13 protein-coding genes and 1 riboswitch are annotated in these 15,215 nt (G+C 51.6%); of the genes, 4 read left to right on the top strand and 9 right to left on the bottom strand.

The window, feature by feature from the left end:
* Positions 1 to 108: 108 nt before the first annotated feature.
* The 3 genes from NGM66_RS04390 to NGM66_RS04380 form a co-directional block, all read right to left on the bottom strand.
* Positions 109 to 1,638, bottom strand: coding sequence for an endonuclease MutS2 (locus NGM66_RS04390; RefSeq protein WP_208909663.1), 1,530 nt, complete (start codon positions 1,636 to 1,638; stop codon positions 109 to 111).
* A 172-nt stretch (positions 1,639 to 1,810) separates the two neighbouring features.
* Complete coding sequence (gene nudC, locus NGM66_RS04385; protein WP_208909665.1) at positions 1,811 to 2,602, bottom strand: NAD(+) diphosphatase; 792 nt, start codon at positions 2,600 to 2,602, stop codon at positions 1,811 to 1,813.
* A 158-nt stretch (positions 2,603 to 2,760) separates the two neighbouring features.
* On the bottom strand, positions 2,761 to 4,020 hold the full coding sequence (locus NGM66_RS04380) for an RNA-guided endonuclease InsQ/TnpB family protein (protein ID WP_208911031.1): 1,260 nt from the start codon (positions 4,018 to 4,020) through the stop codon (positions 2,761 to 2,763).
* 106 nt (positions 4,021 to 4,126) lie between these two features.
* On the opposite strand from NGM66_RS04380, the gene tnpA reads away from it, so the two are divergent.
* From tnpA to NGM66_RS04365, 3 genes are all read left to right on the top strand, one after another.
* Positions 4,127 to 4,591 (top strand): IS200/IS605 family transposase, encoded by a 465-nt coding sequence (gene tnpA, locus NGM66_RS04375; protein WP_208909667.1) that lies wholly within the window; start codon positions 4,127 to 4,129, stop codon positions 4,589 to 4,591.
* A gap of 565 nt (positions 4,592 to 5,156) precedes the next feature.
* A complete protein-coding gene (locus NGM66_RS04370; protein WP_208909668.1) occupies positions 5,157 to 6,305 on the top strand; it encodes a WxLIP family cell surface protein in 1,149 nt (382 codons plus the stop codon).
* A 982-nt stretch (positions 6,306 to 7,287) separates the two neighbouring features.
* Positions 7,288 to 7,794 carry a VanZ family protein gene (locus NGM66_RS04365; protein ID WP_208909669.1) on the top strand — a complete coding sequence of 169 codons (507 nt, stop codon included), beginning with the start codon at positions 7,288 to 7,290 and terminating at the stop codon, positions 7,792 to 7,794.
* 95 nt (positions 7,795 to 7,889) lie between these two features.
* On the opposite strand, the gene NGM66_RS04360 is transcribed toward NGM66_RS04365, so the two are convergent.
* The 6 genes from NGM66_RS04360 to NGM66_RS04335 all read right to left on the bottom strand — a co-directional run bounded on the left by NGM66_RS04360 (position 7,890) and on the right by NGM66_RS04335 (position 13,291).
* Complete coding sequence (locus tag NGM66_RS04360; RefSeq protein ID WP_208909670.1) at positions 7,890 to 8,330, bottom strand: GtrA family protein; 441 nt, start codon at positions 8,328 to 8,330, stop codon at positions 7,890 to 7,892.
* 273 nt (positions 8,331 to 8,603) lie between these two features.
* Positions 8,604 to 9,146 (bottom strand): folate family ECF transporter S component, encoded by a 543-nt coding sequence (locus tag NGM66_RS04355; protein ID WP_208909671.1) that lies wholly within the window; start codon positions 9,144 to 9,146, stop codon positions 8,604 to 8,606.
* A 24-nt stretch (positions 9,147 to 9,170) separates the two neighbouring features.
* Positions 9,171 to 9,268, bottom strand: a riboswitch (THF riboswitch).
* Between the two features lie 50 nt (positions 9,269 to 9,318).
* Positions 9,319 to 10,185 carry a DegV family protein gene (gene fakB, locus NGM66_RS04350; protein WP_208909672.1) on the bottom strand — a complete coding sequence of 289 codons (867 nt, stop codon included), beginning with the start codon at positions 10,183 to 10,185 and terminating at the stop codon, positions 9,319 to 9,321.
* 61 nt (positions 10,186 to 10,246) lie between these two features.
* On the bottom strand, positions 10,247 to 11,494 hold the full coding sequence (locus NGM66_RS04345; protein ID WP_258115405.1) for an MFS transporter: 1,248 nt from the start codon (positions 11,492 to 11,494) through the stop codon (positions 10,247 to 10,249).
* On the bottom strand, positions 11,481 to 12,785 hold the full coding sequence (locus tag NGM66_RS04340) for an alkaline phosphatase family protein (RefSeq protein ID WP_258115415.1): 1,305 nt from the start codon (positions 12,783 to 12,785) through the stop codon (positions 11,481 to 11,483). Before NGM66_RS04340 ends, NGM66_RS04345 begins: the two co-directional genes overlap by 14 nt.
* A gap of 77 nt (positions 12,786 to 12,862) precedes the next feature.
* The gene (locus NGM66_RS04335) at positions 12,863 to 13,291 is read right to left on the bottom strand and encodes a MarR family winged helix-turn-helix transcriptional regulator (protein WP_125576953.1); all 429 of its coding nucleotides are present in this window, start codon (positions 13,289 to 13,291) and stop codon (positions 12,863 to 12,865) included.
* A 208-nt stretch (positions 13,292 to 13,499) separates the two neighbouring features.
* Here NGM66_RS04335 and NGM66_RS04330 point away from each other — a divergent pair, with 208 nt between their 5' ends.
* Positions 13,500 to 15,206 carry an NFACT RNA binding domain-containing protein gene (locus NGM66_RS04330; RefSeq protein WP_208909679.1) on the top strand — a complete coding sequence of 569 codons (1,707 nt, stop codon included), beginning with the start codon at positions 13,500 to 13,502 and terminating at the stop codon, positions 15,204 to 15,206.
* Positions 15,207 to 15,215 lie beyond the last annotated feature (9 nt).

Here is a 15,215-nt window from a genome sequence, read left to right as displayed (position 1 = left end):
CTCGCCAAAATAAAAGAGTTTGGAACAAATGCCCAAACTCTTTGGTATCTGTGAATTTAACTTGCTGAAGCCTGGGCCCAAAAGTCAGCCGGTCCCACTCTTTTCGTTTTACTCAGTAGATGTCGTCTGATCTGCCAACCGGTGTCGTGCGGCGGCGATGATCGACTGCGACAATCCCAACCGTTCAGCCAGCCAAATGGCCTCGCTGGCCCCAACTTGATGCAACAACAAGCGATACGTTGGCTGCAGCGTCTTGGGGTCAAAGGCCATGGTGGCCGTCATGAAGGTCGGACAGTCCACCGCGTATTCCTTGATTGCACTGAAGTGGGTCGTGGCAATGATGGTGGCGTGCTGCTGTCGCAGGTATTCAATGATGGCAATACTTAAGGCCGAGCCTTCTTCTGGGTCCGTCCCGCTCCCGATTTCATCCAGTAAAACCAATGCGTTGGCCTGGATGTGGTCGGTCATGTCGACCAGCGTCGTCATCTCGGCAGCGAACGTACTCAGCTGGGCCGTGATGCTTTGGTTATCACCGATATCGATCCAGAACTGACTGAAGACGGCCATTTGCGTCCCAGCCGCGGCCGGCAGTTCCAAGCCCACCTGAACCATCAGGGCAAACAATGCGATGGTCTTCAAGACCACGGTCTTCCCACCGGAATTAGCCCCGGTGATCATGAGTCCCTGTTGCGGGGCCAGTTCAATGTCCAATGGCACGGCATCTTTCAAGAGCGGGTGACGTCCCGCCACGATTTTGACGTGCTGATCCGTATTCAATTCTGGTAAACGACTGTCAGTCTCCAGCCCGTATTGCCCGCGGGCCATGATCTGGTCAAAGTGGCTCAACAGTTCCTGGTTCTTGGTCAAGTCGTCCCAGCTGTTCAACACGTCGCCCGTCAAGGTGACCAGTAATTGATAGACCTCGGCACTCTCGTCGGCGACCAAACCCGCTAACACGGCACTCTTCTTGGCGACTGTGGCCGGTTCAAAGAAAACCGTGGACCCGGTCGATGACTGGTCAATGACCTGTCCACTGAAGCGGTGCTTTTCACTGGCCTTGAGCTGCACGGTCACCCGGTCATTGCGCGTAATCAACCGCGTACTGCGAACGGAATGGGCATGTTTTTGGACAAACTGCGTCAATGCGGCTTGGACCTGTTTCCGTTGCTTGGCCATCTGCCGGCGAATATCCGCTAGCTTGGGGGTCGCATCGTCGGCGACTTTGCCGTGGACGATAACGTGGGCTAAACGCCCTTGCAAATCACCGAGTTGACTCGCTGGTTGTAGCAACTCATCCAGTTGTGGCGCCAGCGTTTGGTGCGTGTGTAGCGTAGTCTTTAACCGCTGCAAGTTGGTCAAAAACTCACTGATGAGGCCCAGTTGCGCCGCATTCAACAGCAGCCCTTGGTCGAGCTTGGTCTGCAAAGCCGTCAGCTGGTCCAGGTCAAAGTACGTGAACAAGACGTTGTGCGCTAACAGCCGGTGGGCCTCTGCGGTGAGCGTCAGGTTGCGTTTGACCGTCGACAGGTCCGTCTGGTTAGGCGCAGCCTGCAAGTCATCGGCCGCGCGCTGACTATGGGTGTAGGTTGCGACGGTAGCCAAGATTTGATCTAATTGCGTAATTTCTTTTAAATCCATTTTTCTCCTTGCGTCAACAGCCCGGAATCCCCGTTGGTGGGAGTCCTGCTGCTGGCTAATACTTGCACTGATACGTGCCGGACAATCCACGGCAATGGTTTACACTCATTAACGTCACTCCTCGTAAAATCCACTCTACCACAACGCTCGTGCCTGGTGCAAGACCGGCCAACTATGCGTCACCGCGGCGAAATGCCTCGATCATTTGCCAGCTCAGACTCGTGGTCGTGTCATCGTGGGGGATGGCGTGGCGGTCAAACCACTTGGCCTGAGCCAGTTCGTCTTCTTCTAGGTCAATCGCATGGACCTGATCCAGATCCGCAAAGAAGCCGACCAGCAACGACCCCGAAAAGCCCCAGGGCTGGCTGCCATAGTAGCGGATGTTGTGGACGCTCAGACCAACCTCTTCGTGGACCTCGCGTCGCACCGTATCCGCCAGCATCTCACCGATTTCAACATATCCTGACAGCAAGGCATAGCGGTCATAGCCCATTAAAAATTTCGTCAAGAGGAGCTGCTCACCATGGGTCACGCCCACGATGATGGCTGACGAAATGGTGGGAAACAGCTGATTGCCACAATTATCGCAAACCAGTTTTCGCGCCGTGTCACTAGCCGTCAATCGGTGGCCACAACGCCCGCAAAATTGGTTACTGGCATACCAGTGGCCCAAATGCGCGGCTGTAGCGCTGGCGAAGGCCAGTGACTGCGGTTGTAGGTGTCGCAGTGTGTTAACGGGTTGATACTGGCGACGAGTCGTTGGCGCAACGGTTTCTAGGGTCAAGTAATAGGCCGTTTCGTCGATCGTAAATAAATAGATCAACTGGCTGGTTGCGAAGCCCCACTGGGTCAGGTCACTGACACGGGGGATGGTTTGCTGATCAACCACGAGAATCTGGCCGTCGTGGTAGCTAAACACCACATCAGTAGGCCGCGGGGCACGTTGCTGATCGAATTGGTTCATCAACCACCCCTGACTAAAAGTCAGAGGTTTGTGGGAACAACATCCTAAAATGTTACGACCACAATTTGCTTAGATACAGCGATTGCCTGCATGCAGGTCTTACGGGCTAATTACCAAAGCCTTTAGTGTCCGCAGGTTGCCAGACGGACTGATGTTTCTTACTGTTCTTCTAAGTCTGCTAATCCCTTAGCTAAAATATTTTTAGCTGCGTTATGGTCACGAACGTGGTAAGCTGCACATCGCGGACAGGTCCATTGTCGATTGGCCAGAGTCAACTTTTGTGTTGCCTCAGTGCCCATGACGAAGCCACAAGTACTACACGTTTGTGTAGTATTTCGTGGGTCCACGATCACAAAATGGCGTTTATACAAATCAGCCTTATATGCAAGCATACCTAGGAGTGTCCGCCACCCAACATCGGCAATACTCATGGCCAGGGCATGGTTGCGCAAAAGATTTTTGCTTCTTAGCTCTTCGGCGACAACCAAATCGTGGTTCTTGATCAGTGCTGTCGAAACAAGATGTAAGAAGTTTTTCCGTCGATTGGCTATTTTGCGTTGGATAGTGGCTACCCGTTGCCGTTGTTTCTGATAGTTTTTAGATTCGCGCAAGGGCCGATGAGCCTTCTTGGCACGTAACGCCCGTCGAGATAGTGTCCGCTGGGCCTTAGCCAACTTACCCTTGATTGACCGGTAGAATCTAGGATTAGCAATCACATTAGCGCTAGAATCCGTCAGAAAATTATCCGTGTTTAAATCAATGCCAATGGCTGCCCCAGACTTGGACGTTACTAAGTTAACAAATGGCTGGTCGGATGCCAACTGCAAGGAAACGTAGTAGCGGCCCGTCGCGTCCATTGAAATAGTTGTTGTACCAATACGGATTTCGGACTTACGTGTAATTAACTTAGCTGGCATGCCTTTAAATCGTAATCTTCCCAGCTTGGATAGCTGGATATGTTTATGATCTAATAGGCGAACACTCCCATTAAGCATGTTGGGCGTCTCAACCTTACTGGCATAGTGATTGGAAGTCTGATATTTTTGTTCGGTTCGTTTCTTGTGGAACACGGGCGTCCCTACTTGATGAACTTTCCGAAAATTCTTCCAGGCGGTGCGATAATTCTTGATGGCATTCGCCTTCATGTCGCTGTCGAGCGCTTGATCGTTCAACCAGCCGTGAATATTAGAAATATTAATAGCCGGGTGCTTTAATCGTTGCTTCAACGTCTCAATCCGTGTCTGAACTAGCTTAATGGGCGTTTTAACTTGGCGCAACGCAAATAACTCTCGGTTCATGCCGTTCATCTCGTTGTAAATGAATCGACTAGCATCACTGTTCAGCTTGATCAAGCGTTGCTGCTCATTAGACGGAAAAACTCTTAATTTTACACCGTAATGATACGGTAACTGGGCCATCGTTTTACGCAAGTCACTTCCTCCTTTCACTATGAAATTATGATATCATATAAGTTAATTAGAGCATACTGAATACACTTATAAATAAATTCATAGGAGAATGCAGATGAGTAAAGAAGATAGTCGGTTACTGGATGCAATTTACGAACGAGGTTATGTCTACAATTTCCATTTTCACCTAATTTGGGTCACAAAATACCGAAAGCCTATTTTTACGACACCAACGTTGGTGTCTGACATGAAGAAAATTTTGACACGAATTGCCCAACTAAATGAAGTCACCGTGGAAACAATGGCAATTATGCCAGATCATGTTCACCTACTAATCAGTTTCAAACCTAAATACGCACCTACAAATATCGTCAAGGCCTTTAAGGGCGCTTCTGCGCGGATGTTTTTCGAGAAACATCCTGAAACCAAACAACAACTTTGGGGCGGCCATCTCTGGTCAAATAGTTATTACATGAGCACCTTAGGTAATATGAGTAAAGAAATCGTCGAAAAATATATCAAAAACCAACCTACCAAGAACCTTCGAAAAAACAGTGACCGGCATTCCTCTCCTGATTGAAATCAGAAGATTCCTGCCTTAGCTATCATTGAATATACGAGGCGCAATGTCTTGAATCATGAGTTGCCTTCCCTTCTTAATGTTCACGGAAAAACTGCCCGCCTATACTCAGGCAGACAGCTAATTTTTTGTCATATAAATTTTATCATAATCGGGGAGTCGTCGAAATACAAGCCAAGCTCCTTACCTATGAGTATCACAGACACGGAGCGAGGTGGCCATTGAGGCTGGCGCAGCTAATAGACACCACCAGCCAATCTGTCGGACCACTCGACCCACCAAATCAGTGAGCCGCCACACCAGTGGTAACATCCCAGTGGTTAAGTCAATTTAGAAATCTCACTATTTGCAGTTAGTATACAGACATCATCAAACAAGCTAAACGGTCTATCTCATCGAAAAGACCTGCTACTATAGAGTTGTGAAGCGGGTAACGGTTAAATTAATTAACTTTAAAGTAGTTTTGCGGTTGGCGTGCTTACTGAAACGAAAGCGCAACTAGCTTGGCCAATCTCCCAACTGCACGAACAGTTTCACATTTTTAAAATTAAGGGTGGTGCTTACAATGAATTTGAATAAGCTTAAAGGGTGGTGTATCGCACTTCTGGCAGTCATTGGCCTCTTGGGTAGTGGCTCGCTGATCTCCGCGAGCGCCGCAACCAAGGCTGCACCAACGCCAGCTTCAGACTTCACGATAACCCCACTGTTACCTAAGAATCAGCTGTCAACTAAGGTCAGTTACTTTGACCTCAAGGTAACGCCCGGTGATAATCAATCGCTTAAGGTATCTGTGATCAATCCAACCAAGTCGTCGAAAACGCTAAAGGTCATGCCTGTCAACGCCACGACTTCTGATGCCGGTCAGGCCGTATACATTCCGTCTAACCGGACGGACCCTTCCGCACAAACAACCTTTACGAAAATGACTTCTGGCGCGGTCACCGTCCATTTGGCGGCGCACCAAGGCAAGACCATCACGTTTGCGACTCGGATTCCCGCATCTGGCTTCACCGGCCAAGTCTTAGGTGGCCTCTTCGTGACGGATCCCAAGGCACGGCGCTCATCTTCCAGCAGTGCCTTTACGCTGGAAAACCGTTATGCCGAAGTCGTTGCCGTGTCCTTGTGGTGTCACCCCAACCAGATCTTACCGATTGATCTTAAATTAGCCAACGTTACGGTAAAAAAGCAAAATGGGCAACCACAAATCTTGGCTAAATTGCGTAACGTGTCGCCAACGCTCTTCGGTAAGTTTAACGTACAGGCCAGAGTCTTGCGTAGAAGCAATGGCCAACAGGTCTTGACAAACACCTTAAAGAACGGTTCCATGGCGCCCAACAGTTGGTTCAACTTTGAGATTGGCCTAGGTAAGAAATCATTGAGTGCCGGCCAATACGTCTTGAAGCTGCACGCGACTAGTGGCAAGCGGGTTTGGAACTTTAGTCGTGACTTCAGTCTATCGGGCAAAACGGTCCGGACGCACAACGCCACGATTCATTCCAAGAAGCCTAACTACTGGTGGATCTGGTTATTACTCGCCATCGTATTAGTCATTCTGCTGCTTCTACTGGCCTACTGGTTAGGCAAGCGGGGCTCCGATGACGATGATGATGACACTGATGATGATCAAACGACAACGCCGTCAGCAACGACCACAACGCCCGATGCGACTGCGTCCAAGCCAACGGATGAAAAGCCGACACCACCAAAATCCTAACAGTGCGTACCATTCTCAACTAGCTAAGCAATGCGCTCAGATGAGCGAGTTGCCAATATTTAGAAAACAATCAGGAACTACCAAGCGACCAAGTAAGATGATGATTCACTTAGCTGGTCGCTTGGTTTTGCCTTAGATTAAAACCAAAAATTGAAAGTAGACTTAACGCGTTGATTCCCAGAACGACAGTGTTCTGTCCATTAAGATTAGCGAAACCAGGAGCCTGCGGCAGCCAGGGTTCCGCCTGCTATGGGGAACACCTCCAGCCTGAAAAACGGTCTTCCGGTTCGCTTGAAGGCCTGACAGAACCAGTCAGTCTTCCAAGTCGTCCCACGCTGTAGGCTGAGAAAGCACCTCAGCCAACACCGTCAACACCGCTGGCTACACCCTGGCTGTCTCCAGCAAGTTACTGCTTATCAGTAATCCCATGTTGGACCCAGTAGCGTTAGTTGGCAAAGTGGCTACTACCTGGGGCTACACCAATTGTTACTGGCAAGTACTCTTGTAGCCGAGAGTCTGCCAAATATGGGTTCAGCCGTGGGAATTTCCTTAGCGGCGCGATTCATGCCGGTTAGGAAACTGGCGTCTTTGAGACGCGACCCACGGCTCAAAGCGAGGCCGAGACCGCTTTTCAGGCTCGGTCCGGTCCGCCCACCGCGTTCCGACCCATATTTGGCAGACGGTAGGCGGACAGCTTCTACTACGAAGCTGTAAGCAACTAATTTTAACGCTATGAACCGTATAGTGACAGTGATTCTGACCGGTTTTCGTCTTGCAATATTTAGTTAAATCTTGAAAATCTGATTAAGTCATTTCCCCGTCAAAGTGTGACGATTTTGCGATGAAGTTCTTAGGGTTTTCCTAAAGCCGCCAAGAAACCTTAAAGCTCACGGCAAAATCCCCCATGACCGGGATTTTGGGTGTAGTCTAGAAACATGTTAAGCGACAGAACAACTGATCACACACTACTGGAGGTGGTTCGATGCGTTGGGAACCCTTATTACTGATTATCTTAATGGCGGGACTAAGTGGCCTGCTCATCGTTGCGACTGGCGGTAAACGCCGCTGGCTGGCCCTCTTGGTGCTGGGCTACTTCACTGGCCTAGCCGCTATCCTCTTCACGCCGATCTCATTTGACGGCACGGCCATCTACATCATGCCCGTAGGCATTGGCCGCGTGAATCTGACGAATTTAGACGTCTTCAACCTCGGTTTCTTAGAAAATATCGTCCTGACAATTCCGTTGGGACTCCTGATCAAATGGGCACTGCCCAAGCTGTCCCTCGTGGGCGTCGGACTAAGTGGCCTCTTCGTCGGCAGTAGCGTGGAAACGATTCAGTACATCCTTTCCCATCACTGGCTGATCAACCGCAGCAGTGACATCAACGACGTCTTGGCCAATGCCATTGGTATCCTCGTCGGTGGCTTAGCGGTCGCCGCCTACTACTGGCTCACCAATAAGCAGCACGCCAATCGCGTGACGGCATAAAGTCTGATTAGCACCCAGCAATAACAAAACTCCCAGCACGACCTGCCCTAAAGGCTGAGGTTGTACTGGGAGTTTTGTGTCGGCCAGACGATCGTTTAATCCTGCTCGTCCGCCGATGTGGCTTTATTCTTTTTAAACACGAACCATTTACTGAAGAAGTAGTTTGCCAAGACCACGACGACCTGGTCCACCAGCTTCGTTAACATCTCGTTTTGCTGAAGCAAAGACACCCCGATCCACATGATGGCCATGTCCATGATCAGCGTGGCGCCCCGGGCCAAGAAGAAGGATACGGCCTCGTTGACCAGCGCCTTGAATGTCGTGAAGTGGGAATGAAAGACCCACACCCGGTTGGTCACGTACGCAAACAGGACGGACAAAAACCACGCCCACACGTTACCGACCTGATAGTTCCAGCCCCAGAGGGTCACCGTCACGTAGAAGACCACCAGGTTCACCACTGTGGTCAGCCCCCCGAAAATCAGGTAGGCCAAAATGTCCTGATATTTTTTATATAATCGCATAAGTCGTTGCATGTGTTTGTTCCTCCCTGGATACTTATCTTTCCTCGTTATAAGCGAAAATTAGCGTGGACGCAAGACAATTGGCCGATTTCGAAGAAAAAGTTAATGGTTTGGCCACTGCCCTTACCCTGGGGACCAGTTTGACTAGAAGTGATTGGTTTGTGTTGGAAAGTTGGTGTGGGAATATTTTAAGTCACTATAAGTTAAAGTAATTAATTTAATATCGCCTAATACAAGTCATTTAAAAACACCGCCCCGGATTTCTCCGAAACGGTGCGCATCACATTAACGATTTAAACGTTCCTGAATTTGCTGGATCACCCGGCTATTCAATAGCCAGTACAGCAAAACAATTTGAATCGGCGTGACAATCAGCTGCTTGAGGACCCGGATCGGTAACAGGCTCCAAAACGGCGTCTGATACATGATGGTGACCCACAAGGTGTTCAGTAAGGCGTTGACCACCACCGCAATCACGATGGCGGCTAACGCGACCCGCACCCAGGTCGCCTTTTGCCGGTACAAAAACAGCGCGAAGATCAACGAGCCCAAGATAGCCGAGAGCGTAAAGCCCACAAAGTAAGGTCCCCCAGTCATCAGGGTGCCCACCACGTCGACCACGGCGGCGGTCATCATCCCCCACCAGGGGCCAAACCACTTGGCCAGTAACGCCACGATCAGGAAGGTAAAGCTAAACTTGATGAAGTTATTCCCGATTGAAAAGCGGCTGATCACCAGCTGCAGGGCCATCAACAGGCCCATCGTCACAACACTCAACGTATCCAGCTTGGGCAGCTGGGTTCTTGCTATCGTCTTCAATTCAGACATCTCCTAAGGGAGTTGCCACATTGCTGCGGTCAATGCGGAAATAAGATCGCGGGACACATTCCCTTCGTCCGGTGTTCACATTGCGTTCCACCAGCACTTGACGCCCTATTTCCTACTCCGTAAATTTAATTACAGAAAATAGCATACCATACTCACTGCCGACTTGCACGCGTTAAGCGCGATCAAAATCTTTGATCCAGGCCAAGGCCAACGCCTTTTCACCCAAGTGGGCCCCAATGACTGGGCCAAAGTAGGATTGTTCGACCGGAATCGCGGGATACTGTGCCGCAATCTTGTTGGCCCAATTCTGGCCGCCCTCCGGATCATTGGCGTTGATCACCAATGCCCTTAGTGGATAATCGACCTTGGCTTGCGCCTCCACAAAGAGTTGTTCGACGCGTGCCAACGCCTTTTTACGGGAACGGACCTTTTCAAAGGCCACGATTTCGTGGGTCTCGTCATCGAAGGTCAGTAACGGCTTGATCCGTAACACGCTGCCGATAAAGCCAGAAGCGTTCGATAGCCGCCCGCCGCGGACCAAGTTTTGCAGATCGTCGACCACGAAGTATTCGCCAATCGTCGACCGCAAGTCGTCTAAGCGCGCAAGGATGGCTTCGGGCTCTGCACCCTTGGCTGCCATCCGCGAGGCCTCAATGGCCAAATAACCCATCAATTTGACCGTGATTTGGGAATCGTACGGGATCACCCGGATGTTTTCAATCGTCGGGGCAATGTTCTTCAACTGATTCACAAAGCCGGAAATGGTACTGGCCAAATGGATACTGATCACCGCATCGTATCCTTCGTCTGCCAATTCATTGTAGAGATTGATCATTTCTCCCAGCGGTGGTTGGGACGTGCTGGGAAACGACTTGGAATTTCTTAACCGTTCGTAGAATTCACTGGTGGTAATATCAACATCTTCATCGTAGGAGCGACCATCCATGATCACCGGAATTGGGACAACGTGAATGTGATACCGCTCAACCTCTTCTGCGGACAAATAGCTGGTACTATCGGTGACCACAGCAATCTTCATTTTTACACCTACTTTATCTTTTCATTCGTTCACCTAGGATACCATAAAACTGGCGGAACGCCTAGGCATTGTCCACCGCGGACTTGGGAATTCGCCAGAAAATAACCAAACCTAACACAAATAAGAGCGATAACGAGGCTGCCCCGATCCGCGATTGCCCGGTCCATTGTGTGACCAGGCCGACTAATACTGGCCCTAAGACCGCTGAAAATTTGCCTAAAATGTTATAGAAGCCAAAGAACTCACTGGACCGTTCCTTAGGGACCAACCGGCCAAAGTAGGACCGTGACAGGGCCTGAATGCCTCCCTGACTTGTCCCGACTAACACAGCCAATACCCAAAAGCTGCCAACCGTCTTGAGGTTCAAGGCGGCGACACAGATCAAGAGGTACATGATAATGGCTAATAAAATGCCGAAACGGGTACTGGTCTTGTCCGCCAACCAACCGTATAGAATCGAAAACGGAAAGGCAACCAGCTGGACCACCAGTAACACTACGATCAGCGTGGTACTACTGATCCCAATGTCCAGGCCAATTGACGTTGCCATGGTAAAGATGGTATCGACCCCATCGATGTAACAGAAGTAGGCGATCAAGAACCAGGCTAAGTATTTGTGCTGGCGAATGTGGCCCAACGTGTGCCAGACCCGCTGCCAACTTTGTTTCAATGGGGCTTGGGTCACGGTCAGGGCGTGCCGTTGGTGGACATTTCTTTGAATCGGAATAAAGAAGACGACCCACCAAATGGCGGCCAGGACAAAGCCCCAGCGCGCCACGGCCGTACTCGATAGCTGACCGAACCCGTGCGTCAATTGGAGGACCATGAACAGGATAAAGGCAATCACCCCGCCCAGGTAGCCAAAGCCGTAGCCGACGCTGGATAAGCGATCCATTTGCCGGTTATCACTGACGTCGGTCAAAAAGCTGTCGTAAAAGAGGTTCCCGCCGGAATAGCCCAGCACCGACAAGATGTAGACCACCAGCAGCCATTGCCATTGATTGGCAGGCAAGATGGCTAGCCCCAAGGTCATGATCATCCCCAGCGAGGCAAACCCCGTCAACAGGCGTTTCTTAAACCCCTGATAGTCCGCTAACGCTCCGAGAAATGGCGCCAACAAGGCCACCAGCAACGTGCCCACACTATTGGCGTAGCCCCAGTAAGCCGTCGCGTTGGCCGCGGTGACCCCACTGGCTTCGGCGATGCCCTTGAAGTAGATGGGCAAGACCGCCGTGGTGACGATGATACCGTACCCGGAATTGGCCCAATCGTAGAAGACCCAACTCCACTGTTCCTTAGTCAACTTCATGAGGAGCCCCCTTCAATGCCGCGGTCAACGCGTGACCCGGTAGTGGTTCGGGGAACTGAACGCCTAAGAGCTTGGCAAATGTCGGCGCCTCATCGATCAGACGGGCCGACGCAAGCGTTTGCCCAGACACCACGTCCGGTCCGTTTAAGACCAGTGTCGTGAAGTAATCGGGCTTGTCAGGGTCATACCCGTGGACCCCGTGGTAGCGGTCCGGTTGGCCCAGACTGGCGGGATCAACGGCTTCAACTACGGCTGGGCGGTTGGTCTCGTCGGTGAAGTAATACCCGGCTTTAGCCTCCACCATGAACTGGCAGTGGGGGTCCGCCCCGCGTTTGGCCGCAGCCGCACCGTCGATGACCTTTTCCACGCCCTCGGTATCCGCCAATAGCTGCTTTAGCGTCCGCGAGTCGGCGAAGTTACGGGTATAAATGTACGTACAGCCATCACAGGACTTGGCCCAAACGTGCCAGTCGGCCTTGACCGTCCCGTTGGCCGTGGGCGTCAACCACCCGCGTTTGGCAAAGGCCTGATTCAAATGGATCATGTGGTCTACGTTTATCTGGTAATGGTCCCCCAAGATGGCAAAGTTGGTCTCACCAAAGGTGCCCGCCGCAATCGTGGCGTCGATCAGTTGACCCACCCGAGCATCCAGTCGTTTCAAGGCGGCCATCGCCTCGGCAGAACGCACGCCGTAGCGGTGACGCATACTGTCCATGTCGACCAGGTGAATCAGCGTGAGCCACGGCTGGCGATTCTGTAGGGTATCCACCGCACAAGCCGTGATGAAGTCATCTAGCTCGGGCTGTTGAATGCCGCGCCGCAAGTGGCCGTATTTCCGGTTCATCCGTAAGAGAAAAGCCGGACTGCTGGCCTTTAAGGAGACCAGGACTTGGTTGGTCCAAATGCGGTTGGGAAAGATCTCGGCTAGGTTGTAAGTGATCTTACTCCCGGCGGTCACGGGCCACAGAAAGGCCGCCGTTTTTTGGTGGTGTTGCCGCACCAGGTCATACAGTGTGGGGACCTTCACGTCGCGTTGGTACCAGTACCAATCGGGTGACGGCCGCTGTGACTGTTGCTTGGTGTTATTGATGATGCCGTGTACCCGCGGATACTGCCCCGTGATGATCGTCGTGTGCGACGGGTAGGTCAACGTCGGGTAAATACCGCGCACCTGCTTGACCCGCGACCCGGTCGCCACCAGTCGCCGTAAATTCGGTAACTCCTCTAGGTGTTCATCGAGATCACGACTGCCCATCGCGTCTAACGAAATAATGACTAGTCTGTGCTGAATACGTGCTCACTCCTTTGCTTCCGCCCCGACGTCTCTGTGACGGCCGGGGCCGACCAACTCGGGACAATGCCTCAGGGTTAGCCCTTGACCATGCGCTGCCGGTCCATACTCTTGTCCAACCGGTTCAATAGTATCTGCAATAAATTGCGTTCGTCGGTCGACCAGTGTTCAAAGACGTCATCGGACAACGACTCAAAGGCCGAATTGATGTCTTCGGCCGTAGCCGTGCCCTGGTCCGTTATTGTATATACCAACTGTCTTTTATCCCGGCCAATGGCTTTCTTCGTGACCATGTTTTTGGTCACCAGCCCCTTGAGTTGCCGACTTAATGTTGACGTGTCTAAATTGGTTTTAGCTGCTAAAATTTCTTGGGTGTTTTCACCGCCCCCGATGTGGTCTAAAAGCTGCCACTCAGAAACGGTCAGGTGATGTTGCTTAGTCATGCGCTGGAGCAACGTTTGTTGAACCTTACTAATGCCAATCAAGGCTGCTAAACTTGACTTCATGGGGTCCTCACTCCTTTTGGTTGTATTGTACAACGATTTGGTTGTCGACCACAAGTGAAAAAACCAAGAATTTCACGGATTTAATCCGGGATTTCTGGCCATTTCGGAGGAACTTCTTTGCACTTCAGCGGCCAGGCCGGTATACTTTAACCTGTACTGCTTTTTTGAACGTAAAATAAATCCATTTATAGAAAGGTGTTGTTCCGCGATGTCATTTGATGGTTCTTTCACCCACGCCATGGTCCATGAGCTCAGTCAAACGCTCACGACCGGCCGGGTCAGTAAAATCAATCAACCCTACGCCAACGAAATTGTGTTGACGGTTCGGGCCAATAGCCACAACTACCCAATTTTGTTGTCGGCCAATCCGACTTACGCGCGGATCCAAGTCACCCAGATTCCGTACGTGAATCCCCCGGTTCCCACGAACTTTACCATGATCCTGCGTAAATACCTGCAGGGCGCTATTCTCAAGGAGGTCAGCCAGGTCGCTAATGACCGGGTCGTCCACCTCCACTTCACGTCTCGCAACGAATTGGGTGACCAACAAGAATTACTCTTGATCATTGAGATCATGGCTCGGCACAGTAACGTCATCTTGGTCGATAGTGCCTCCATGAAGATCTTAGACGCGATCAAGCACGTTGGCTCTGATCAAAACCGCTACCGACTCCTGTTGCCAGGCGCCCAGTACATTCAGCCACCCAAGCAAGATCTCACCAATCCCTTTGACGGTGCTCGGCCTGACTTGGACCAAACGATTCGGGAATTTCCGAACCAAGAGGTCTTGGCCCACACCCTCCAGCAGCAGTATCAAGGTTTGGGCAAGGATACGGCGGCGGCCTTGGCAGCTAAGCTCCACGAACCTGGCACCCACGCCGACCAATTTGCCGCCTTCTTTGCTGGCTTCGATCAGCCACGGCCGACGCTAGAGATCTCGTCCAAGAACAAGACCAGCTTCACGGCCTTTCCATACCCCACTACGGGGACGCAACAGGCCAGTGACACCCTCAGCGAGCTACTGGACACCTACTATCAGGACAAGGCCGAACGGGACCGCGTCCAGCAACAAGGGAGTGTCTTGATCCGGGTGGTCCGCAACGAACTCAAGAAGAATCGGACCAAGCTCAAGAAGCTGGAAAAGACCCTGGCCGCCACCGAAAACGCCGATGAGTATCGCATCAAGGGCGAGATCCTGACGACCTACCTCAATCAGGTCCAGCGGGGCCAAACCGAGGTTTCTCTTCCCAACTTCTACGATGATAACAAGCCCCTCAAGATCAAGCTGTCCAACCAGTTGTCCGCCAATCAAAACGCCCAGAAGTACTTCAAGCGGTACCAGAAGGCGAAAAACGCGGTCACCTATGTGAATGAACAGCTCAAGATCACCCAGGCCGACGTGGATTACTTCACCAACATCATGGCCCAAATCGAGCTGGCCGCCCCTAAGGACCTGGTCGACATTCGCCTCGAACTCCAACAAGGCGGCTACCTGCGCGACCATGACCACCAAAAGAAGAGTAAGAAGCAACGTCGTCAAAAGGTCAGCAAGCCTGACCGCTTCACGGCAAGCGACGGCACCAAGATCTCGGTCGGTAAAAACAACCTGCAAAATGATCAGCTGAGCCTGCACACGGCCAAGCGTACCGACATCTGGTTGCACGTCAAGGACATGCCGGGCTCTCACGTGATCATTCACGCCGACCACCCCAGTGATGCCACCATCATGGAAGCGGCCAACTTGGCAGCTTACTTCTCCAAGGGCCGTGAATCCAGTAACGTCCCCGTCGACTACCTGCCCGTCAAGCGGCTGCACAAGCCCAACGGGGCCAAACCCGGCTACGTTATTTTCACGGGGCAACGGACCGTTTACGTGACGCCGCAGAGCGAATTGGTCGAAAAATTGGCAGATTAGTCCGTTAAT

This window comes from Levilactobacillus yiduensis (genome assembly GCF_024718525.1).
Lineage (GTDB): Bacteria > Bacillota > Bacilli > Lactobacillales > Lactobacillaceae > Levilactobacillus > Levilactobacillus yiduensis.
Note: the sequence above shows the minus strand (reverse complement) of the source record. Positions and strands in the feature narration are given on the sequence as shown.